Source organism: Streptomyces sp. NPDC014995, from assembly GCF_043080745.1.
Taxonomy (GTDB): domain Bacteria; phylum Actinomycetota; class Actinomycetes; order Streptomycetales; family Streptomycetaceae; genus Streptomyces.
Genome location: NZ_JBIBVX010000018.1, coordinates 89,301 through 110,466, shown reverse-complemented (window position 1 = coordinate 110,466; position 21,166 = coordinate 89,301). Strand labels below are relative to the sequence as shown.

At 71.3% G+C, this 21,166-nt stretch carries 15 protein-coding genes; 3 read left to right on the top strand and 12 right to left on the bottom strand.

Features of this window, described 5'->3' with window-relative positions; all coding sequences use genetic code 11:
• Positions 1-44: 44 nt before the first annotated feature.
• The 6 genes from ACF1A1_RS31545 to ACF1A1_RS31520 form a co-directional block, all read right to left on the bottom strand.
• Positions 45-1,586, bottom strand: coding sequence for an RNA polymerase sigma factor (locus ACF1A1_RS31545; protein WP_392004412.1), 1,542 nt, complete (start codon positions 1,584-1,586; stop codon positions 45-47).
• Positions 1,587-2,014: 428 nt separating this feature from the next.
• On the bottom strand, positions 2,015-2,902 hold the full coding sequence (locus tag ACF1A1_RS31540) for a FadR/GntR family transcriptional regulator (RefSeq protein ID WP_392004411.1): 888 nt from the start codon (positions 2,900-2,902) through the stop codon (positions 2,015-2,017).
• Positions 2,903-3,065: 163 nt separating this feature from the next.
• A complete protein-coding gene (locus tag ACF1A1_RS31535; protein WP_392004410.1) occupies positions 3,066-5,429 on the bottom strand; it encodes an ATP-binding cassette domain-containing protein in 2,364 nt (787 codons plus the stop codon).
• A gap of 264 nt (positions 5,430-5,693) precedes the next feature.
• Positions 5,694-6,452 (bottom strand): NUDIX domain-containing protein, encoded by a 759-nt coding sequence (locus tag ACF1A1_RS31530; RefSeq protein WP_392004409.1) that lies wholly within the window; start codon positions 6,450-6,452, stop codon positions 5,694-5,696.
• Positions 6,453-6,583: 131 nt separating this feature from the next.
• The gene (locus ACF1A1_RS31525; RefSeq protein WP_392004408.1) at positions 6,584-8,503 is read right to left on the bottom strand and encodes a glycogen debranching N-terminal domain-containing protein; all 1,920 of its coding nucleotides are present in this window, start codon (positions 8,501-8,503) and stop codon (positions 6,584-6,586) included.
• 728 nt (positions 8,504-9,231) lie between these two features.
• Positions 9,232-10,974: a DUF4192 domain-containing protein gene (locus tag ACF1A1_RS31520; protein WP_392004407.1), complete on the bottom strand. Its 1,743-nt coding sequence runs from the start codon at positions 10,972-10,974 to the stop codon at positions 9,232-9,234.
• Positions 10,975-11,104: 130 nt separating this feature from the next.
• On the opposite strand from ACF1A1_RS31520, the gene ACF1A1_RS31515 reads away from it, so the two are divergent.
• Positions 11,105-13,270 carry a RecQ family ATP-dependent DNA helicase gene (locus ACF1A1_RS31515; RefSeq protein ID WP_392004406.1) on the top strand — a complete coding sequence of 722 codons (2,166 nt, stop codon included), beginning with the start codon at positions 11,105-11,107 and terminating at the stop codon, positions 13,268-13,270.
• A gap of 347 nt (positions 13,271-13,617) precedes the next feature.
• Complete coding sequence (locus ACF1A1_RS31510) at positions 13,618-14,238, top strand: hypothetical protein (RefSeq protein WP_392004405.1); 621 nt, start codon at positions 13,618-13,620, stop codon at positions 14,236-14,238.
• 331 nt (positions 14,239-14,569) lie between these two features.
• Here the strand turns inward: ACF1A1_RS31510 and ACF1A1_RS31505 are convergent, their stop codons facing one another.
• From ACF1A1_RS31505 to ACF1A1_RS31495, 3 genes are all read right to left on the bottom strand, one after another.
• Complete coding sequence (locus ACF1A1_RS31505; RefSeq protein ID WP_392004404.1) at positions 14,570-15,208, bottom strand: hypothetical protein; 639 nt, start codon at positions 15,206-15,208, stop codon at positions 14,570-14,572.
• 68 nt (positions 15,209-15,276) lie between these two features.
• Positions 15,277-15,978 (bottom strand): ribonuclease HII, encoded by a 702-nt coding sequence (locus ACF1A1_RS31500; RefSeq protein WP_392004403.1) that lies wholly within the window; start codon positions 15,976-15,978, stop codon positions 15,277-15,279.
• 93 nt (positions 15,979-16,071) lie between these two features.
• Positions 16,072-16,695 (bottom strand): TetR/AcrR family transcriptional regulator, encoded by a 624-nt coding sequence (locus ACF1A1_RS31495; RefSeq protein WP_392004402.1) that lies wholly within the window; start codon positions 16,693-16,695, stop codon positions 16,072-16,074.
• 186 nt (positions 16,696-16,881) lie between these two features.
• On the opposite strand from ACF1A1_RS31495, the gene ACF1A1_RS31490 reads away from it, so the two are divergent.
• Positions 16,882-18,429, top strand: coding sequence for an MFS transporter (locus tag ACF1A1_RS31490; RefSeq protein ID WP_392004401.1), 1,548 nt, complete (start codon positions 16,882-16,884; stop codon positions 18,427-18,429).
• 390 nt (positions 18,430-18,819) lie between these two features.
• On the opposite strand, the gene ACF1A1_RS31485 is transcribed toward ACF1A1_RS31490, so the two are convergent.
• The 3 genes from ACF1A1_RS31485 to ACF1A1_RS31475 all read right to left on the bottom strand — a co-directional run bounded on the left by ACF1A1_RS31485 (position 18,820) and on the right by ACF1A1_RS31475 (position 21,122).
• Positions 18,820-19,725, bottom strand: coding sequence for an ADP-ribosylglycohydrolase family protein (locus ACF1A1_RS31485; RefSeq protein WP_392004400.1), 906 nt, complete (start codon positions 19,723-19,725; stop codon positions 18,820-18,822).
• 12 nt (positions 19,726-19,737) lie between these two features.
• Positions 19,738-20,397: a histidine phosphatase family protein gene (locus ACF1A1_RS31480; protein ID WP_392004399.1), complete on the bottom strand. Its 660-nt coding sequence runs from the start codon at positions 20,395-20,397 to the stop codon at positions 19,738-19,740.
• Between the two features lie 119 nt (positions 20,398-20,516).
• A complete protein-coding gene (locus tag ACF1A1_RS31475; RefSeq protein ID WP_392004398.1) occupies positions 20,517-21,122 on the bottom strand; it encodes a YdbC family protein in 606 nt (201 codons plus the stop codon).
• Between the last annotated feature and the right edge of the window lie 44 nt (positions 21,123-21,166).

The following is a 21,166-nucleotide window of genomic DNA, read 5'->3' as shown; positions in this document are numbered from 1 at the left end:
TCCCCGAGGGGAACCGGGCCTTCGGCGTCGTTCTTCGACCGCGCCTAGTCCAGGTAGTCGCGCAGCACCTGCGAACGCGACGGGTGGCGCAGCTTCGACATGGTCTTGGACTCGATCTGGCGGATGCGCTCACGCGTGACGCCGTACACCTTGCCGATCTCGTCGAGGGTCTTCGGCTGACCGTCGGTGAGACCGAAGCGCATGGAGACGACGCCCGCCTCGCGCTCGGACAGGGTGTCGAGGACGGAGTGCAGCTGCTCCTGCAGGAGCGTGAAGCTGACCGCGTCGGCCGGGACGACGGCCTCGGAGTCCTCGATGAGGTCACCGAACTCGCTGTCGCCGTCCTCACCCAGCGGGGTGTGCAGCGAGATGGGCTCGCGGCCGTACTTCTGGACCTCGATGACCTTCTCGGGGGTCATGTCGAGTTCCTTGGCCAGCTCCTCCGGGGTGGGCTCGCGGCCCAGGTCCTGGAGCATCTGGCGCTGCACGCGCGCGAGCTTGTTGATGACCTCGACCATGTGCACCGGGATACGGATGGTGCGGGCCTGGTCGGCCATCGCGCGGGTGATCGCCTGACGGATCCACCAGGTGGCGTACGTGGAGAACTTGTAGCCCTTGGTGTAGTCGAACTTCTCGACCGCGCGGATGAGACCGAGGTTGCCCTCCTGGATCAGGTCCAGGAAGAGCATGCCGCGGCCGGTGTAGCGCTTGGCCAGGGAGACCACCAGACGGAGGTTGGCCTCCAGGAGGTGGTTCTTGGCGCGGCGGCCGTCCTCGGCGATGATCTCGAGTTCGCGCTTGAGCTTCGGCGCGAGCTTGTCGGCGTTGGAGAGCTTGTCCTCGGCGAACAGGCCGGCCTCGATGCGCTTGGCGAGCTCGACCTCCTGCTCGGCGTTGAGCAGGGGGACCTTGCCGATCTGCTTGAGGTAGTCCTTGACCGGGTCGGCGGTGGCGCCGGCCGCGGCGACCTGCTGCGCGGGGGCGTCGTCCTCGTCCTCGTCGGAGAGTACGAAGCCGGCGCTCTCGGCGCCCTCGGGCTCGTCGCCCGCCTTGGGTGCCTCCTCCAGGACCTCGTCCTCGATGAGCTCGACGTCGTCCTTCTTGGCAGTGGTCTTCTTGGCCGCCGTCTTCTTGGCGGGGGCGGCCTTCTTCGCGACGGCCTTCTTGGCGGTCGTCTTCTTGGCAGCCGCCTTCTTCGCGGGGGCGGCTTCCTCTGCGGGGTCGTCCACAGCGGGTGCGGCCGGGGCGGCCGGGCTGGTGGCGGTGGCCTTCCTGGTGGTCACCGTCTTCGCCGCGACCGTCTTGGTGGCGGTGCGCTTGGCCGGACTCTTCGCTGCGACGCTCTTTCGGGTGCGCTTGGGCTCCGCGGCACTGACCATCAGCGTCACACCCTCTTCCTCGAGGATCTGGTTGAGGCTGCGCAGTACGTTCTTCCACTGAGTGGCCGGAATCTGGTCAGCTTCGAAGGCCCGACGCACATCGTCGCCGGCGATCTGCCCCTCAGCCTTTCCCCGCTCAATGAGCGCCATGACAGAGACGGACTCGGCGATCTCCGGCGGGAGCGTACGGGATGTGCTGGCCGACACGAACAACCTCTCGGAACGTTGGAAAACGGCTTCCGGCCCCGTCCACTGCGGACAGGAGCCGACCACCGGCCTGGGGGTGGGCCGACGGCGCGGGCGGGGGCCGGGGAGTTCCACAGCGCCTTGAACGGCGCCCGTATTCCCTCCGCGGCTGTCACCTCTTAGGTCATCGCGTTGTTTCCACAAGCGTTACGCCCAATCTTCGTGGCCCGAGTCACACCGCGTAAGCGTTCAAAAACGGTCAGACACGGGCAGATAAGGTCACCCGCGACGTCTACCCACACCGCAACGACCCAACCCGCCCCGACGCGCCGTCGGACCCCGCGGGCCCGTGTTCGGGGCCTGCGGGGTCCGACGTGAGGGCGGCGCACCGGTCGAGAAATGGCACAGGCGGGGAAGACATCACCGACCGCACCGACCGCGGTGTGGGCTCAGTGCTCGCGCGGCGCCGGAACGACGCGCTCCACCTCGGGATGGACGGTGAGCAGTTGACGCATGGCCGACTCCGCCCCCATGCCGTCGCCCGCGGCGAGGGCGTCGACGATCCTGCCGTGGTGCCCCAGGGACGCCTCGTTCGGCCGGTCGCAGCCCGTGACGGGACCTCCGGACACCTGCAGGGCGGCCGAGACGATTCCGGAAAGGTGCTCCAGCATGCGGTTGCCCGCGACCTGGATCAGCAGTGAGTGGAACTCGGCGTCGGCCCGGGAGTAGGTCAGCGCGTCACCCTGCCCCATGGCGTGCCCCATGATCTCGACCATGTCGGCCAGCCGCTGCTGGACGTCCTCGCGCCCGTGCCCGGCGGCGAGGCGGGCGGCGAGCGGCTCGATCGTCCAACGCAGCTCGCTCAGCTCCCGCCGCTGGTTGTCGCGCTGCGGACCGAAGGCCCGCCACTCGATGATGTCCGGGTCGAGGAGGTTCCAGTCGCTCACGGGCCGCACCCGCGTGCCGACATTCGGACGGGCACTGACCAGGCCCTTCGCCTCCAGGACGCGGAGCGACTCACGGACGACGGTGCGGGAGACCTCGAAACGCTGGCCGATCTCCTCGGGCACGAGCGGGCGGTCGGCGCCCAGATCGCCCGAAACGATCATCTGGCCCAATTGCTGGACGAGTTGGCCGTGGAGCCCGCGTCCGCGGCTGCCCGCGGCGCGCCGGCCCACACGGCCCAGCTCGGGGTCCGCGCCTTCCCAGACGGGCGCTCCGACGCGGTCGACGGCGGGGGCCTCGGCGTAGGGGTAGCGGTCGAGTTCGCCCGGGCCGGCCAGACCGGAGTCGGCGGAGCGGGCGGCGGTCATCATGGTGTGCGCAAGGGTACTCACGGATCCTTTGTCGGCGCCGCCTCCAACTCCCTTGAGGTCTTTGGTGAAAAGCACACGAAAGGGTGATCGCTCACCCCGTCGCACTTGACGCCTTATCGGAAAGAAATGGGCTTTCTGAAGCGGAGTGGCGCACATGATGAGACCGGACGGGCACGGAGAGTCGTCATCGAACCCTGCTACGCATGGTCGCGATCAGATACGCGCACAGCAGAGCGGACAGAGCCAACGCCAGTGCACCGCCCACCGGTTGGGCGATCAGGCGGGCCGCAGCGGCCAGATAGCGTTCTCCGCCAAAGGGCCACTGCAGCAGGAAGACCTCACGCAACCGAACCGAGAACCCGGCAGCCGTCCGCACGGACGCGCCCTCCACGACCTTCTGTACGAGGGGCACGCCGACCACCGGCACACCGACGACCGCGGCGAGCCCGGCCGTGGTGGACCGGAAGACACCTGCCGCGAGGACACCGGCCCAGGCACAGCCGACCACGAGTGCGATCCAACTCGCGCTCAGCTGGATCCAGTCCGGGGGAACCTTCGCGAACTCCCGCCCGTAGACGAGATAGAGCACCTCGGCGTTGCAGCCCACGGTGAGGAAGGCCAGCGTCAGCGCGGTGAGCCCGGTGACGAGGAGCTTCGCGGTCAGCAGGCCCAGTCGGCGAGGCACGGTACCGCGGTCCGCGGCCAGGGCGGGGTGGCGGAACTCGTCGCCGAAGGCGAGCGCACCGACCAGCCCCGCGCCGAGCGCCGCCGGGGGCAGCGGCAGTTCCACGGGCCAGGCGGCCAGCAGTCGCGGTTGTGAGGTGTGGCCGATGCGGGCCAGGAGGAAGGCGGTGAGGGCGGAGACGAGCAGTACGACGGCCCCGATGAGGAAACCGGTGCTGATGCCGGAGGCGCGGCGCAGTTCGTAGCGGAGGGGGCGCAGGGGGCTGGGAGCGGGGCGGACGGAGATGGGGGGAGGGAGGGTTGGCAGGGCGCCGAGGGGTCGCGCCGGAGCGGGGCGGGCGGACTTCCTGTTCGTGGGTCGGGCGACTTGGCTGGGGACGGCGTCCACAGGCGTGCGGGGGTGGTCGGCAGAGGCAGCCTCTGGCACAGCTGGGCCGGTGGTGAGCTGCTCTTCGTCGGAGGAGGCCTGCTGTGCCTCATCGGAGGAGGGCTGGTCTTGTCCGCCGGAGGAGGGCTGCTGCGCTTCGTCGGTGACAGTGGGCCCTGCCCCGTCAGCGGCGGTGTGTTCCGCCTCGCCGGTGGCAGTGTGCTGCGCCTCGCCGGTAGGAGTGGGCTGGAGCCCGTCGGCGGCGGGTCGTGCCTCGGCGGAGGATCGGCCTTCGGTGGTGGATCGATCTTTCCCGGCGGGTCGTTGTTCCGTGGCGGATCGTTGTTCCGTGGCGGGTCGATCTTCCGTGGCGGTGGGGACGAGAGCCGGGCACGGATTGTCGGAAGCCGTGCCGCCGGCACTCGATGCGGGGGCCTCTACGTCGATCTCACCCTCGGAAGCCCGTGTGTCACCGGCCGACGGATCCATCGGCTGGTGCGGCACCGACGAGGACCGTCGCTCCCCGTGCGACGCGTGTGTCGCGCCGACGACAACGACCTTCCGAGCCTCGCTCGCCGGACGAGCGCCAGCCTGCTCCTCCGTGGCCCCCTTCCCGGCTCCCGGTCCCATGTCGCCGATCTCATCAGCGAGTTGGTGGACGAGGATGCCGTGCCGGAACGCCGTTTCGCCGACGTCGGCGCAGGTGCTGCCGTACACGGAGAGCCGGTTGCCGCCCTCCTGCACCACCTCGACGGAACGGTGGGCGGTACGGGCCTCCTTGGTGAGCAGGGTGGCCAGACGGGCGGCATGGGGGCTGCGGACGGCGACACGGGGGCGCAGCCGGGTGCGGGCGAACTCGCTGACCTCCTGGTCGGCGACGAGCCTTCCCTGGTCCAGGGTGACGACCCGGTCGGCCGTGCGCGTGGCTTCCTTGGGGTCGGCCGTGGTCGACAGGACGGTGCCGCCCTGGGCCGCGTGCGCGCGCAGCATGCCGTGCAGCCAACGGCTTTCGCGCTCGGAGAGTCCGTCGGCCGGGTCGTCGAGTACGAGGGTGTGCGGGTCGGCGAGGAGGGCACAGGCCAGACCGAGTCGGCGGTCCATGCCGCGGGAGAGCGTGCCGAGTCGCTCGTCACGCAGGCTGACGAGGCCGACCGCCTCGAGGACTTCGTCGGCCCGCCGGACGGGGACGCCTGCGGCCGCGCACAGCATGCGCAGGTGGCCTCGGACGGTACGGGCGGGATGTCCCGGCACGTCACCGAGGAGGACGCCGACCTCGCGCGAGGGGTGGGCGATGCGGTGCAGGGGGCGCCCTCTGAAGTAGGTGACGCCACGGCCCTGTTGGAGTTCGAGCATGAGTCTCAGCGCCGTGGTCTTGCCCGCGCCCGGCTCCCCGAGCAATACGGTGACGCGACCGGCACGCGCTTCGAAGGAGACGTCATCGAGGGCGGGCGGAAGGCCCTTGCGGGGATTGCTGGTCAGTCCGAAGGCCTGGATCACCCGTAGCAAGATAGCGCGTTATGTCCGGTTTTTCGGGTATCGCGCGGCTGGTCGCACGGGCGCGATCGACGTCTGCGGTGTCGGTTCGTCGCCTCAAGCGGAGACCGCGTCTTGGAGCTGGCCAAGACACGGAAGGACAGCCGGCGGCACCGCGTCAGGGCCCTCATTGCGCAAGACGCCAACCGTGAGGCCGCAAGGGGCGTCACCCGCTTTCGCCGCCTCCGTCGGCCGGCAGGTGGCAGTCGGCGGTGCGCCCCGTCGAGATCAGACCTCGGGCCGCAGCATCGGCGGGTTGAGCAGCGTGGCGCCGCCGGCGCGGAAGAGCTGGGCCGGGCGGCCGCCCTGCCGTGTGGTGGTGCCTCCGGCGGGGACCAGGAAGCCTGGGGTACCCGTCACCTTGCGGTGGAAGTTGCGCGGGTCCAGTGCCACGCCCCACACCGCCTCATAGACGCGCCGCAACTCGCCGACGGTGAACTCGGGGGGACAGAACGCGGTCGCCAGCGACGAGTACTCGATCTTGGAGCGGGCGCGTTCCACCCCGTCCGCGAGGATCTGCGCGTGGTCGAAGGCGAGCGGTGCGACCGGTTCGCCGTCACGCCCGTAGCCGCCCTGCTGCAGCAGTTCCTCGACCGGTGCCCAGCGCGCGTTGCTGGCGTCGCCGCCGGCTCGCGGAGCGGGCAGGTCGGGAGCGAGCGCCAGGTGGGCGACGCTGACGACACGCATCCGGGGGTCACGCTTGGGGTCGCCATAGGTGGCGAGCTGTTCCAGGTGCGCGCCGTTGTCCTGGGCCGGGGTGGACGGGTCGTGGGCGCTCAGTCCCGTCTCCTCGGCCAGTTCTCGCGCCGCGGCCTGGGAGAGGTCCTCGTCGGCCCGCACGAAGCCGCCCGGGAGGGCCCACCGCCCCTGGAACGGCGGCTCACCCCTGCGCACCGCCAACGCGCACAGGGCATGGCGGCGCACGGTCAGCACGACCAGATCCACGGTGACGGCGAAGGGCGGAAAGGCTGACGGGTCGTAGGGCATGCGGCGATCATAGTCGTCTTCCTGACGATAAACACTCCCCTCATCGGCCGCTTCGGCGGCTGATCCACTCGGGTTCGGCGCGGCTGTCACCGTTCGAATCCGGCTGTCGCCCGGTTCCGTGTCATACGAGGTCACACTCCCAATTGAAGTCCGTCGGCCGCCTCCTCCACCATGGCGAGACCGAGCCGGCTGACCCGTACGGAGAACGGGGCGCCCGCGACCCGCAGTCCGGTCAGGCCGATCTCGCCGAGAGGTGCGCTGCGCATGGGGCGCAGGGTGACGGTCCCCGCGGGGGCGTCGGGGCGGATACCGGCCAGAGTGGTCAGCAGCAGGACCCCGGCAGCGGCCGCGGTGGCGGCGGGGCGGCAGGCGGCCGGGTGCGGCAGTGGGGCGCTCCCCTCGGTGCGCTGCTCCCCCGCGTACATCTCGGGAAGGCGATGGCCGAAGGCCTCGGCCGCCGCCAGTAGGCCCCGCAGCAGTGAACCGGCCTCCTTCTCATAACCCGCTCCGGCGAGGCCCGCGACGGCGACCGCCGTCTCGTGGACACGCACGGCACCGCTGCGGTGGCCGAAGGGATTGTGGCCCGCCTCCTTGGCGCCCAGCCCGCGCAGCCCCCAGCCCGAGTCCATGACCGGGCTGCCGAGGAGCCGGGCGAGCTGTTCGGTGTGCATCTTGTCCAGCAGCCCGGGGGCGTACTCGCCGCCGCCCAGCAACCCGGTGTCGAGCAGGTGGACGACGGTCGCACCCAGGTGCGACACCGGCCGCCCGTCCCGGGTACGGGCGGCGGCGGGCCGGCCACCGCCCGGATCGTCGATCCAGAAATCCTGCCCGAATGCGGCCCGCAGCCTCCGCGCCCAGTCCCGCAGCTCACCTCCGCCCGGCCTGCCACAGGCGTCGAGCAGGTCGGCGCCGAGCAGCGCCGCGCGGTGGGCATGGGCCTGTGTCTCGCAGCGGACGGGGCCGCCCGGTTGGGGATCAGGCAGGTAGGCACCCTCGCCCACGGCGGCCCGCAGCCAGGTCAGGCAGCGCTCGGCCGTCGGCAGTAGTTCCTCCGTCTCCTGGTCGGGCAGCCCCCATCGGCGGGCCTCCGCGAGGACCACCGGAAACAGCAGCGTGGCCTCCGTGGCCGTGCAGCCCGGCGGGAGGTGGGTGCCCGCGTCCCGCCGCGGGCCGGGGATCAGGCCGCTCCGCGGCGGCTGGCCCGTCACCTGAGTGCGGGCGAGGGTGCGGAGTGTGCCTGCGGCGAGCCGGGTGCCGAGGGGCAGCGTCATACGGGCAGCGGCGAGGGCGTCGGTCGGCGCCAGACCGCAGCGCCACGGTGCTCCCGCCGCGAGGTGCGTGTCCATGGGGTGGGCGGGGTCGCGCACCAGCAGGGCCTGCAGGTCCTCGATGCTCGTACTCAGCAGCACGGAGACGCGGGGGTCGTCTCCCGTCGCCTGTGCGGGAGCCACGGGATTCGTCGCGGCGCGGCCCACGGCCCGGACCGGACCCGCACCGTCCAGACGGACTCTCAGCTCCACGGTCACGCTGCCGCCGGGTACCACGTCGAAGTCCCAGCGCAGGAGTCCCGCGGAGGCGAGCGCGTCGGCGGGCGGGGGCTCCGCCGTGACGTACGAGGTCCCTGTGGCGCAGGACCAGCGCAGTCCGGAGTCCTGCACGCTGGCGGGCAGTTCGGACCCGGCAGCGCCGGCCGCGATCGTGCCGAGGTCGGCCAGGTCCGTGCCGAGGGCGACCTCCACCGGCAGGCGCAGCGGACGGGTGGCGGCGCTGTGCAGCGTGATCCGCTCTGTGCCGTCCGCTGAGCGGGTCCGCTCGACCACGACGTCCGGGTCCGGGCCACCGTGCGGTGTGGACCGCAGCGTGCCGACGAAACGAACGCGGTCGGCCGAGGTCATCCGGGCCTGGACGACGAGCGGCTCGCGCCCCGCCACCCGCACCTGGCACCGGGACAGGATCCGCCGACCCGCCCGGTAGTACCCCTCCAGTCCGCGCCCGGTCAGCTGCCCCTGTTCCGTGGAGATGGCGAGGCCCGGTAGGGCGACGCAGATCATCGCCGTGTGGGCGGGAGGCAGGTCGGTGGGGCGGCGCGGTGCCGGCGTGGCCCGTGACGCGGCGCCCGCGGGCGGGCCGGAAGCAGGGCGACGCGCTGCGCCGGGCGGTGGGAAGGCAGGCGGTGGAAAGGCATACGCCCCACGGGTCTCCTGATCCGCGGACGGGCGGGCAGCCCCCTCCGAGCCGGCGGGGGGCGCAGCGCGCCAGGAGTGGTCGGTCCCCTGCACTCCGATCCCATGGCGTCCGGGTCCGTTGTCCCCCGGCGGCCGGTCGGTATCTGCCCCGGGAAGGGGCACGAACCTGTCGAGGGCGGGGCGTTCGTCGGCGGCGGAGGGCGGAGTCGGCTGATGCATGTGGTGACTTCTTCTGCTCTCTGTGCGCCTCGGGCATGGTCGCGCCGGCGCAAGGCTCCGGCAGGGCAGGTGCGCTGCGGCGGCACACCCCGTGCGGGCATTCCGCCACTCAGGTGAACGGAGCGGGGCTCCCCCAGGTCACGCTCAGAGTCGGAGGGCTCCACAAATGGCCGCGCAGGTGGTATGGCCGGCAGCCAGACGCTGCCGGCCGCCGCTCCGTCCGGTCACCCGGCGTCCTGGAGGATGATCAGCCGTGCGGCCACCGGCTGCGGCGGCACGAGGACATCGCCCAGCGTCGTACCAAGTTCGCCGGGGTCGTATCCGGATCGCCCGGGGTCGTATCCGGATCGCCCGGGATCACTTCGACAGGAGCCTCACTCCTTCTCCCCGGTCTCACCGCCTTCGGCCCGCACCCCTCCCGCACAGTTGCCGCGTCGCCGTGCGGGGGCCTTGCCCACAGCGCGCGTACGGGGGCGGGACTCGCCCCGTCCGGGTGAGGCGGGACGCGTGGCGCGCAGCGGCGTACGGGGGCGGAGCGCGTCGGCTCGCCGCCCATCCGCTCCGCCTGCCTCCGCTCGCGGGAGGCCGCCGCCGGCACCCTCGGAGCGGGTGCGGCGACGTCGGCGGCCCCCCACCGGTGCGGGCGACGGCCCGGCCTCCCGTCCGGTCGCGCTCCGCGGGTCCGCTGCCGCGACATCGGTCACCACGTCGGGGTGGTCGGGAACACCCGGTTCACCGCCTCCGTCGCGCCCAGCGCCCCCGTCAGATCCGTCGAGCCGAGCGGCGTACTCCGTGCCGCACGGCTCCTTCGCCCCCGCATCGCGCTCGTCCTCGGGCGACCACTCGGCCCCCGCCTCGGTCCTCCGCCCACGACCGTCGCGCTCGGCGCGCAGGCACCGTCGGACCGACTCCGGGTCGAGGCCCTCGTTGCACGCCTGGTGCAGGAGGCGTGCGAAGAGGTAACCCGGATCCGCGCCCAGGGCCATGGCGAGGGCCTCCCTGGCCTCCAGCTCGTCGCCGCTGGACCAGGCGACCCACCCGGCGAGTGTGAGTGGCGCCGCCGCGTGCTCTCCATAGGGGCCGACGCAGCGGCGTGCCAGCGCGCGCCACAGACGCAGGGCGGGAGCGGCCTCGTCCCCCTCCATCCACTCGGCCGCGCGATCGCGCGTCACACGGTCCTGCAGACCGAGGATGAGAGCCGCGGCTTCGTCGGGTGCGAGCAGTTCGTCGTCGCGGTGGTCCGCCATGAGGGCCCCGGTCACCGGTGGTGCCTCGGCGAAGCGCCGCATGACCCGTCCGGCCAGGGCGACCGTCTCCTCCGCCACGGACGCGCGGTTCCCGTCGTCGAGGATCCGGGGGACCAGCGCCATGCTGGCGGTGTCGAGCGCCACCTCCTGCTCCAGCGCGGCGCCGGTCTCCAGGGGAAGTAGACGGGCCCGCAACTCCCTCAGAGTGCCTCGGACCTGGATCCCGGCGTAGGTGGCCGCCGCGGCCAGCACGGAGGTGCCGGGCAGGCCCATCGGCACGCCCTCGACCGGGCAACAGCCCTTTCCCGCGCAGCAGTACGACCAGAAGCGGCCGTCGGAGATGCACAGTGCCTCGATCACGGGGATGTCGAGCCGACCGCACTCGAGACGGAGCTGCTGGGCCAGCGGTTGCAGCCGTTCCATGACCTGCTGACCCGTCTCGCCCTTCGCCGGCTCCTGGCAGAGGTAGGCGACCATCTGCGCGGGGCGGGCACCCCTGCGTTCGCTGCCCGTCACGAGCCCCTGCGCCAGCTGTCGGGCCACGACGCCCCAGTCGTCCGGGTTCGCGGGAATGCCGAGTCGGGCCCGGCCTCCGAACCGCCCCCGCCCGCCCCGGTCGTGCAGGGCGACCAGGACGATGCTGTCCTCGGGCCGGTACCCCAGCAGATAGGGCAGGGCGTCGGCCAGCTCGGCCGGGGTGCGCAGGGTCACCTGGTGTGCGGGCCCGTCGTCGTACGGTGAGCGTCCCTCGTACGGGACACGGCCCTCCTGCGCTGCCTGGCCGTCGTACGACGCAGGTCCGTCACATCCGTCATCGCCGGTGATGTCGCCGTTCTCGAAGGGTCCAGCCGTTTCGCTGTGATTCGTCATGCGGCGACGATCTCGCGGATCGCCGGATTCCGCTTGAGCCTGTGGATAAGTCCGGTCAGGGACACGTCACGCCATTCGGGTGGCGGCCGCCGATGACCGGATTGTCAGTGCCGTCCTGTTGTATGGACGCATGGAGCACACGAGCAACGCGGATCTCCGGGCCGACGCCGATGCCGTCCTCGCCCGTCTCGTCGGCGACGCCACCGGCACGGCCCGACTGCGCGAGGACCAGTGGCGGGCGATCGAGGCGCTGGTCGCCGAGCGGCGCCGGGCGCTGGTCGTCCAGCGCACGGGATGGGGCAAGTCCGCCGTGTATTTCGTGGCGACCTCGCTGCTCCGGGCGCGCGGCTCGGGACCCACCGTGATCGTCTCTCCCCTGCTCGCCCTCATGCGCAACCAGGTCGAGGCCGCGGCCCGGGCCGGCATCCACGCACGGACCATCAACTCCTCGAACACCGAGGAATGGGAGACCGTCCAGGCCGAGATCGCCGCAGGGGAGGTCGACGTCCTGCTGGTCAGCCCGGAGCGGCTCAACAACCCGGACTTCCGCGACCAGGTCCTCCCCGAACTGGCCGCCACCACCGGACTGCTCGTGGTCGACGAGGCCCACTGCATCTCCGACTGGGGTCACGACTTCCGCCCCGACTACCGGCGGCTGCGCACCATGCTCACCGACCTCCCACCAGGCGTCCCCGTACTCGCGACGACCGCGACCGCCAACGCGCGCGTGACCGCCGACGTGGCAGAACAGCTCGGCACCGGAGGCACCTCGGACGCCCTGGTGCTGCGCGGCCCGCTCGACCGCGAGAGCCTCACCCTGGGCGTGCTGCGGCTGCCGGACGCCGCGCACCGGATGGCCTGGCTCGCCGACCACCTCGACGAGCTGCCGGGCTCCGGGATCATCTACACCCTCACCGTCGCCGCCGCCGAAGAGGTCACCGCCTTCCTCCGACAGCGCGGGCACACCGTCGCCTCGTACACGGGCAGGACGGAGAACGCCGACCGGCAGCAGGCCGAGGACGACCTGCTCGCCAACAAGGTCAAGGCCCTGGTCGCCACGTCCGCGCTCGGGATGGGGTTCGACAAGCCCGACCTGGGTTTCGTCGTCCACCTCGGCTCGCCCTCCTCCCCCATCGCCTACTACCAGCAGGTGGGCCGTGCCGGACGAGGGGTCGAGCACGCGGAGGTGCTCCTGCTGCCCGGGAAGGAGGACGAGGCGATCTGGGAGTACTTCGCGTCGCTCGCCTTCCCCTCGGAGGAGCTGGTGCGCCGCACACTCGACGTCCTCGCGCGCGCGAACGGCCCCGTGTCGCTGCCCGCCCTGGAACCCCTGGTGGAGCTGCGCCGCTCCCGCCTGGAGACCATGCTGAAGGTGCTGGACGTCGACGGGGCGGTCAAGCGGGTCAAGGGCGGCTGGATCGCGACCGGGCAGCCGTGGACGTACGAGGCGGAGCGGTACGACTGGGTGGCGCGGCAACGCGGGGCCGAGCAGGAGGCGATGCGGCAGTACGCGTCGACGACCGACTGCCGGATGGAGTTCCTGCAGCGCCAACTCGACGACGACGGAGCCAAGCCCTGCGGACGCTGTGACAACTGCGCGGGGACGCGCCACACCACCGAGACGTCCGCGACGGCCTTGGACGCCGCCCGCGTCGACCTGGGCCGGGCGGGCGTCGAGGTGGAGCCGCGTCGGATGTGGCCGACGGGTCTTCCCGCGATCGGCATGGAGCTGAAGGGGCGCATTCCGGCCGGTGAACAGGCGGCGACCGGGCGGGCCTTGGGGCGCCTGTCGGACATCGGCTGGGGCAATCGGCTCCGCCCCATGCTGGCTGCCCAGGCGCCCGACGGGCCCGTTCCGGACGATGTGGCGAAGGCCGTGGTGGGTGTGCTGGCCGACTGGGCCAAGGGCCCCGGCGGCTGGGCCTCGGGAGCGGCCGACGCCCAGCCCCGGCCGGTCGGCGTGGTCACGATCGCCTCACGCACACGGCCGCGGTTGATCCACTCGCTGGGTGCGCGCATCGCGGACGTCGGCCGGCTGCCGTTGCTGGGCGCAGTGGAGTACACCGGTGAGGCTCCGCCCGTTTCCCGGAGCAACAGCGCCCAACGTCTCAAGGCGCTCGACGGGATGCTGGAGGTGCCGCCGGCACTCGCTGCGGCACTGTCCGAGGCCCGGGGTCCCGTGCTCCTCGTGGACGACTACACCGAGACCGGGTGGACCCTCGCGGTGGCAGCCCGGATGCTCCGACGTGCGGGCGCGCAGGGGGTGTTGCCTCTGGTCCTGGCCGTGCAGGGCTGACCCCCCGGACCAGCGTGACTCACCAGAGCGAGGCCCGCTCAGCGTGCCGGACGACTCGCCGTGTGTCGGCCGCGAGGTCGGGGGAACACCGCCAGCACAGAAGGTGAACGAGGCGTGTACGGCGGACACGCGCGTCACCCCACCAGCATTGGGTAGGGATATAAGACACGCACCGCCACATAAAGGTCGGTGACCCCAATTGCTCGTTGCCGCAACCAAGTTCGACAGGAAGAATTGAGTTCCGCTCCCCGCATGGCTCGTCCGTGGTCCGGTAGGGCCTTGCTGCGGTGTGCGCTCCCCCCGAACCCGACCCGCCCGCAGTGTGGGCCGTAGCCGAAGGGAGGCTCGTGACCTTCGGATTCGCTCCGTCCTCGGCGGCATCGTTGTCGACGTCCGCGTCCGCCGCTTCCGCCAACCGCTTGCTCGAGCCTGCCGAGTGGGCCGCGGCCGGCATTCCGCTGCTGCGCAACCCGCGGGAGGTCGTCAGCGGGCTGCATACGCGCCACCGGCCCAGACCGTCCACCGCGGTGGTGGCCGTGCTCGATCCTGACGAGCGGCTGCTGGCCAGCGCTTCGTTCACCCGGCGGCAGGCATCGGCCGACGGCTGGATGTTCCGCAACGCGCTGCTCGCCCAACTGCGCCGGGTCATCCCGCACGACCTGCGGCGCCGCACTCCGGTACGCACCGCCGTGCTGCTCTACTGCCGTGAGGGCGACGCGCGTTGGACGGAGGAGGACGGCGCCTGGATGTGGGGGCTGCGTGACGCCTGCACCTTGCACGGGCTGCGCTGTGGGGCGTACATCACGCTGACCCGGGACGGCTGGCAGGTCCTCGGCGAAGGGCGTGGAGGACGCCGTCCCAACGCGGATTCGGCTCCGGAGCCGTTCGCCCTGTCCGAGGCACCGCCCCCGGTGCCGAGGACAGGCGGTGCCGCCTCGGACGTTCTGCGCCGCGCGGCCGCCCGCTGAGCCGGACCGCGAGACGTCCTGACGGGCTGAGCAGATGGTCCGGCGGCACCGGCCGCCCTCGGGCCCTCAGGAGGACGAGAAAGCCCTGAAAAGGGCGGCAAGAGCGACGCACATCGCCGCTCGGGCCGCCATCCCCGCAGCGGCGCGTACGACGGCCGCGTGTCGGGGGCTCCCCCGGCGCGCCCAGCGGAGCGACGTCCGAGCGCGCGTCCCGGGGTATGCCGAGGTGCGCGCGTCGAGACCTCCGTCGTCGCGCACGCCAAGACCCGGCGTGGAGGTGCGCGGCCGCGACGCCTCCTCGAACCCGGTATCCCGGGTAACCGGGACCGGCTCAGACGCCCGCGCCCAGCACCGCGTTGATCTGCTGCGGGTCACCGCAGACGATCAGCAGGGCGTCGGCCCGCTTGTGGGCCAGGGGCAGAGCGGTGGCCGCAGCGGCGGCGGGACCGCCGTTCACGGCGACCACGACCACGGGCCGCACGCCTGCTCGGTCCGCGACGGCGGCGTCCGCGTAGAAGACGTCGTCCCCCGCGTCGTGCTGCGCCCAGTAGGACGCTTCACCGAAGGACAGCTCGTGGGCGGCCCAGGGATGCTGCTCACCAGTAGTGATCACCAGCACGTCGCCCGGGGCGCGGCCGGAGTCCAGGAGCAGGTCCACGGCCTCCTCGGCGGCATCCAGCGCGCCGTCGGCCGAGGCCGGGATCAGCTGGACCTGAGGAGTCGCCGAGGCGGGTGCGGAGGCGGCAGGGGCGGCCGGGGCCGAGGGCCCGGGCTTGGCGGCGCCGTCACGTGGCGTGCGTTGCACCGGGGGCGTGGGCCGGAGGGGTCCAGGACGACCGGGACGCGACGGAGCCGCGGGACGGGGACCGGGTACGGGTCGAGGGGTCGGCGCGGTGCGGCCGCTGGCCGGAGTGGCGCGGGGACCCTGGGCACTCTCGTGAATCTGAGGCTCCTCGGGAATGAGAGGCATGGGCTGATATTTATCAAACGTTGGTGCGGCTCGCGCCAGCGGGTGGCACATGCGTGCGAGCGGAATCGTCAGAAGTCGAAGCCGAGCTGACCCTCGATCTCCGGAACGCTTCCGTCCGCCCAGCTACGGGCCTTCTTGAGGTGCCGCCACTGGGGCAGCGCATCAAGATACGCCCACGACAACCGGTGGTACGGGGTGGGACCCCGCTCCTGCAGTGCGGCCTTGTGCACGGGCGACGGATACCCGGCGTTGTCCGCAAAACCGAAGTCTGCATGGTCGATACCCAGTTCGGCCATCATTTTGTCGCGCTGAACCTTGGCGATCACCGAGGCCGCCGCGACCGCCACACACGACCGGTCACCCTTGATCACCGTGCGGACCTTCCAGGGAGCGCCGAGGTAGTCGTGCTTCCCGTCGAGGATCACCGCATCGGGGCGGATCGGAAGAGCGTCCAGAGCGCGTATGGCGGCGAGCCGGAGCGCGGCCGTCATCCCCAGGTCGTCGATCTCCTCCGGGGAGGCGTGCCCCAGGGCGTACGACGTCACCCACGTCTCCAGTTCCACGGCAAGCTGATTGCGACGCTTGACGGAGAGGAGCTTGGAGTCGGTGAGACCTACGGGGGGCCGGCGGAGTCCGGTGACCGCCGCGCAGACGGTGACAGGACCGGCCCACGCACCGCGCCCCACCTCGTCGACACCGGCAATGACCTTCGCTCCGGTCGTGGCGCGGAGGGAGCGCTCGACGGTGTGAGTAGGTGGTTCGTACGGCATGGCGCCCTTAGGGTACGCCGCCGGGATCGCCTCGCGACACCCCGGTTTCCGGTGACGGCTCCCCGGTCGGCGGCGACCGCGTCCAGGCCCCGCTCAACCCGCGTCCGGCCTGAGCAGCGGCAGCATGAGCTGGTCGACCATCTCTTCGAGATCCTGATCTGTCCATTCACTGATGCACATCTTTGACCGGTACATCATCATGGCCGGGATGGCGTCCAGGACATAGCCGTTCGCCGCACCGGGGCGAACCTCTCCCCGCTCAATTCCACGGCCGATGACCTCATGCAGGAGCTTGATGGTCGGCTCCACGACCCCCTCGACGATCAGCGCGTGGAAGCGCTCCACCTGCGACGGGTCGCATTCGTGAATGATCGAACGTACCGCGAAGCCCGGCCGGGAGAACATCGCGTCGCGCGCCTTGCGGCACAGCACCACCAGATCCTCGCGAACGCTCCCCAGGTCCGGAACGGCATCCAGCCGGGGGAGTCCGGCGCGCAGGGCGTCCGCGACGAGATCCTCCTTGGACGGCCAGCGGCGATAGACGGCCGCCTTGCCGGTCTGGGCTCCGGCCGCGACCCCTTCCATCGTGAGGCCGTTCCAGCCGACGGTGCCCAGTTGTTCCAGGGCGGCATCGAGGATCGCGCGTTCGAGTACCGCGCCGCGCCGGCGGGAGGAGGCGGCCTGAGCGGGGGCGGCCGTCCAGCGCGAAGTAACCATCTGAGTGTCTCCAGCGAGCAGAAGGAGCGGGGATTGCGGGGAGCGGTGAGACGCCGTGCGGCAGCGACGAGGCGGCCGTCGATGGGCAGCACCTCAAGTGAACGCTTGCGTTCACTACTGGGGACTCACTACCGTTGGCGCGACAGTGAACGCCACCGTTCACTAATGCATGTGTGGGGGACCATAGTGACGACCTCTCAGGTGATTCAGAACCAGAAACCAGGTGCGGCCCGCCGGGAGGGGCATCCCGGCATCGCGCTCACCGTCATCGCGGCGTGCCAACTCATGGTGGTGCTCGACGCGACGATTGTGAACATCGCGCTCCCGCACATTCAAGACGCGCTCAGGTTCAGCACAACGGACCTGACGTGGGTGGTGAGCGCCTACACGCTCACCTTCGGCGGTCTGCTGCTGCTCGGCGCGCGAGCCGGTGACATCCTCGGCCGGCGCCGGGTGTTCCTGGCCGGCATCCTGCTCTTCACGTTCGCCTCGCTCCTGGGTGGAATAGCCCAGGAGCCCTGGCAGTTGCTGGCTGCCCGCGCCCTGCAGGGCGTCGGTGGCGCCATCGCGTCGCCCACCTCGCTGGCGCTCATCACCACCACGTTTCCCGAGGGCCCGGAACGCAACCGGGCCTTCGGCGTCTTCGCCGCGGTGTCGGCGGGCGGTGGTGCGATCGGTCTGCTCGCGGGCGGCATGCTCACCGAGTGGCTCGACTGGCGCTGGGTGCTGTTCGTCAACGTGCCGATCGGCGTCCTCATCGCCGTGCTCACTCCGCTGTACATCAGTGAGTCCGAACGCCACCCCGGTCGCTTCGACATCGCGGGTGCGCTGACCTCGACGGTCGGTATGGCATCCCTGGTGTACGCCTTCATCCGCGCGGCGGAGGAGGGCTGGGGAGACGGGCTGACCCTCGGTGCCTTCAGTACCGCACTGGTCCTGCTGGTCGCCTTCGTGTTCACGGAGATGCGGGCGAAGGAACCGATCACTCCGCTGAGGATGTTCGCCGACCGCAACCGCTCCGGCACGTACGTGATCATGCTGAGCCTCGCCGCGGCCATGTTCGGGATGTTCTTCTACATCGTGCTGTTCGTGCAGAACGTGCTGGACTACAGCCCGATCGAGGCCGGGCTCGCCTTCCTCCCCGTCACCGCCGCGATCGTGGTCGGGGCGGGCCTGTCGCAGCGGTTCCTGCCGGTCTTGGGGCCCAAGCCGTTCATGCTCGGTGGTTCCGTCCTCGTGGTGATCGGCCTTGTCTGGCAGACCTTCATCAGCCCGGAGAGCTCCTACGTGGGCGGGGTGCTCGGACCCATGCTGGTGTTCGGGTTCGGCATGGGCCTGAACTTCGTGACGGCCACGGTCACGGCGGTCTCCGGTGTCGCCCAGCATGAGGCGGGCGCCGCCTCGGGCCTGCTCAACGCCACGCAGCAGGTGGGCGGCTCGCTGGGGCTCGCCATTCTGACGACCGTCTTCGGCTCGGCCAGCAAGGACGAGGCGGAGAAGCAGCTGCCGGACTTCCTCGCACACGGATCGGCGGAGCAGAAGGCCGAATTCGCCGAGACGCACCGACTTCCCGCTCCGTGGGGACACGAGGTACTCGCCCAGGGCATCTCGACGGCCTTCGTCCCGGCCGCCGCGATGGCCGCGCTCGCCCTGGTGACTGCCTGGCTGGTCATTCGGGTCCGCAAGAGCGACCTCGAAGCCCTGTCGGGCACGGCGGGCCCTGTCGTCGGCTGACGACAAGGCATCACGGGCCGGCCGCGAGCTGTCGCCGACGGACATCCCGTGTGCCCGTCCGCGGCCGCGCGGCCGTTCCGAACGCGGCCGTTCCGAACCGCAGAGTGGCGGAAGGGTGGCCGTCCGTCCCCTGATGGGCCCCCGCCGGGTTCCCGTCACCATCGCCCACCAGAGCACGGTCAAGAACAGCACGCACCGCACGCCCCACCCCCAAAGCCTCTTCCGCAGTCGCTCAACCTCTTCGGTCATCCGCGGCGCAGCACCACTTCGCACAGCGGATGACCGGACAACGCGCGACCGATCACGCAGAGTTCCCGTTGGACACGGAGCGTTCCGACGGAAGCGGGCGAGCCCGCTCGGGGAGGCGGCCGTGCCCGCGTCAGGGCAGCGTCACGCGGACGCCGGAACCCACTCGGGGAACGCCTCCACCTGTTCCACCCAGGCCCCGGGAGGCGTGCCCGCCTTCCCCGCCGCCAGTACCCCGCCCACGATGGCGCAGGTCGTGTCCACATCCCCGCCGACCTGGGCCGTCGTCCAGAACGCCTTCTCGTAGTCGCCCAGGGAGCGCGCGGCGGACCAGAGCGCGAAGGGGACGGTGTCATGGGCCGTCGTACGCCGTCCGCAGCCCAGCACGGCCGCGACGGTGGCAGCGTCGCCGTAGTCGAGCATGTCCCGGGCCCGTCGCAGACCCGCGCCGACGGCACTCTTCGGAACCAGGGCGATGACGCCGTCCAGGAGCGCCTCGGCGCTCGGTGGGCCGCCGGGCGCGCCGGCCAGCGCGGCGGCCGCGGCGACCGCCATGGCCCCGACCACGGCCTCCCGGTGCTGGTGCGTGGGGTAGGCGGAGATCTCCGCCTGGTGAGTCGCCTGCTCGGGGTCGTCGGCGTACCAGGCTCCCAGGGGAGCGATCCGCATGGCGGCGCCGTTGCCCCAGGACCCCTGCCCGTTGAACAGCGCGGCGGACAGTTCGCGCCAGTCGCCGCCCTCCCTGACCAGCCGCAGCAGCCGGTTGACCGCGGGACCGTAGCCGCGGTCGAAGTCGTGGTGCACCGCGAACGAGCGGGCCAGGGCGTCCTGGTCGATGCGGTGGTGGGCGGCCAGGACGGCGACCACGGAGCAGGCCATCTCCGTGTCGTCCGTCCACTGCCAGGGGCCGGGCGGCAGTTCGCGGCGCTGGAGCAGCGGATAGTTCACCGGCACGAAGAACTGTGAGCCCAGCGCGTCCCCCACCGCGAGTCCGCGCAGGCTGGCGAGGGCGCGCTCCAGGCGCCCGTCGGGAGAGGAGTCAGGGGTCATGGCTCTGCCACTCTATCCGGTGATCCCGTACGGCTCCGGATCTCGCCACTGGTCGAACGGCCGGTCAAGGGTGTACTTGCCGTCGTCCCCCAGAACGAGCATCCGCATCTCGGCGTTCCCCGGATTCGACAGCGACTCGAATTCGGCGACCGTCCAGTGAAACCAGCGCATGCAGAACAGGCGCATGGCGAGGCCGTGCGTCACGAGGAGCACGTTCGGCGGGTGGTCGGGGGCCTCGAAGCTGCGGAACAGGCTCTCCAGGAAGCCACCGACCCGGTCGTACACGTCGGCTCCGCTCTCCCCCTGGGCGAAGCGGTAGAAGAAGTGACCGTAGGCGTCCCGGTAGGCCTTCTGCAGGCGGACGTCGTCGCAGTCCTGCCAGTTGCCCCAGTCCTGCTCGCGCAGCCGGGGCTCCTCGCGCACCCGTATCAGGTCGGGGTCGAGGTGGAAGGCCTGGAGAGTCTCGTGCGTACGCCGGTAGGGCGATACGTACACACTGACCCGTTCGCGGCCGAACAGCTCCCGCAGGGTCTTACCGGTCTCCTCCGCCTGCCGCCGGCCCCGCTCGGTCAGGGCCAGTGCGTGGTCCGGTACACGCTCGTACACGGTGTCATCAACATTGCCCGTTGACTCCCCGTGTCGGACAAGGACGATGCGCCGTGGTCGTGCCATGCCGAAACCCTAGATCGGGTGACGGCCGATCGAGCACTCGGACGGCGTCCATACGGCGTAGGTCACACGGATCCTGCACCACGAGCCACTCAAGAGCACACGAATGGTGAGTTTGCCTTTCAAACCGTCCAGGTCGGTTCGAGCTCGACGATGTCACCGGTGAGGGAGGAGATGTCCGCCTCGGTCTGGGCGCGGAGCGCGAGCCGCTCCACGCGCTCGGTGCGGTACTTGCCGTGCTCGGCCTCGGAGCGCCACATCGACAGCACCAGGAACTCGTGGCCCGGTGCCTCCGCGAACAGCCCGCGGATCATGCCGGGCGAACCGGCCATGGCGGGGTTCCACACCTTCTCCTGCATCAGGGTGAAGTGCTCGGCGCGCTCCGCGTGAACCCGGCACAGAGCGACCCGCAGCAGGTCCGAGTCGGTGAAGCGGGGTTCGAAGCCCGTCTTCACGTCGAAGCGATAGTCGAAAAGGCGGACCTGCGCGTCCTTGAAGGTGCCCGCCTGCGCCGTCGCGAGCCGGTCGTGGGAGCGCGCCATGAAGGAGTCGTAGAAGGCACGGCTCTCCCAGAATGCGAAGACATGCGCGACGGAGGGCCGTCCCCTGCTCCAGCCCCCGCCCTGTCCCCGGAATCCCGGCTCCCCCAGAAGCCCCGCCCACTTTCGCTGCCCCCGCTCGAAACCGCGGCGGTCCACCACGGTGCAGCGAATCCACTTGACCAGCACCGCGCCATGGTAAGGCCACCGGGCGTGGCGTCGGTCACGCTCCG

What these genes read in the sequence shown, in the direction of transcription:
- ACF1A1_RS31530 (WP_392004409.1), bottom strand. Translation starts at nt 6,452, where the DNA reads ATGCCCTACGACCCGTCAGCCTTTCCGCCCTTCGCCGTCACCGTGGAT.
- ACF1A1_RS31525 (WP_392004408.1), bottom strand. Translation starts at nt 8,503, where the DNA reads ATGATCTGCGTCGCCCTACCGGGCCTCGCCATCTCCACGGAACAGGGG.
- ACF1A1_RS31520 (WP_392004407.1), bottom strand. Translation starts at nt 10,974, where the DNA reads ATGACGAATCACAGCGAAACGGCTGGACCCTTCGAGAACGGCGACATC.
- ACF1A1_RS31515 (WP_392004406.1), top strand. Translation starts at nt 11,105, where the DNA reads ATGGAGCACACGAGCAACGCGGATCTCCGGGCCGACGCCGATGCCGTC.
- ACF1A1_RS31505 (WP_392004404.1), bottom strand. Translation starts at nt 15,208, where the DNA reads ATGCCTCTCATTCCCGAGGAGCCTCAGATTCACGAGAGTGCCCAGGGT.
- ACF1A1_RS31500 (WP_392004403.1), bottom strand. Translation starts at nt 15,978, where the DNA reads ATGCCGTACGAACCACCTACTCACACCGTCGAGCGCTCCCTCCGCGCC.
- ACF1A1_RS31495 (WP_392004402.1), bottom strand. Translation starts at nt 16,695, where the DNA reads ATGGTTACTTCGCGCTGGACGGCCGCCCCCGCTCAGGCCGCCTCCTCC.
- ACF1A1_RS31485 (WP_392004400.1), bottom strand. Translation starts at nt 19,725, where the DNA reads ATGACCCCTGACTCCTCTCCCGACGGGCGCCTGGAGCGCGCCCTCGCC.
- ACF1A1_RS31480 (WP_392004399.1), bottom strand. Translation starts at nt 20,397, where the DNA reads ATGGCACGACCACGGCGCATCGTCCTTGTCCGACACGGGGAGTCAACG.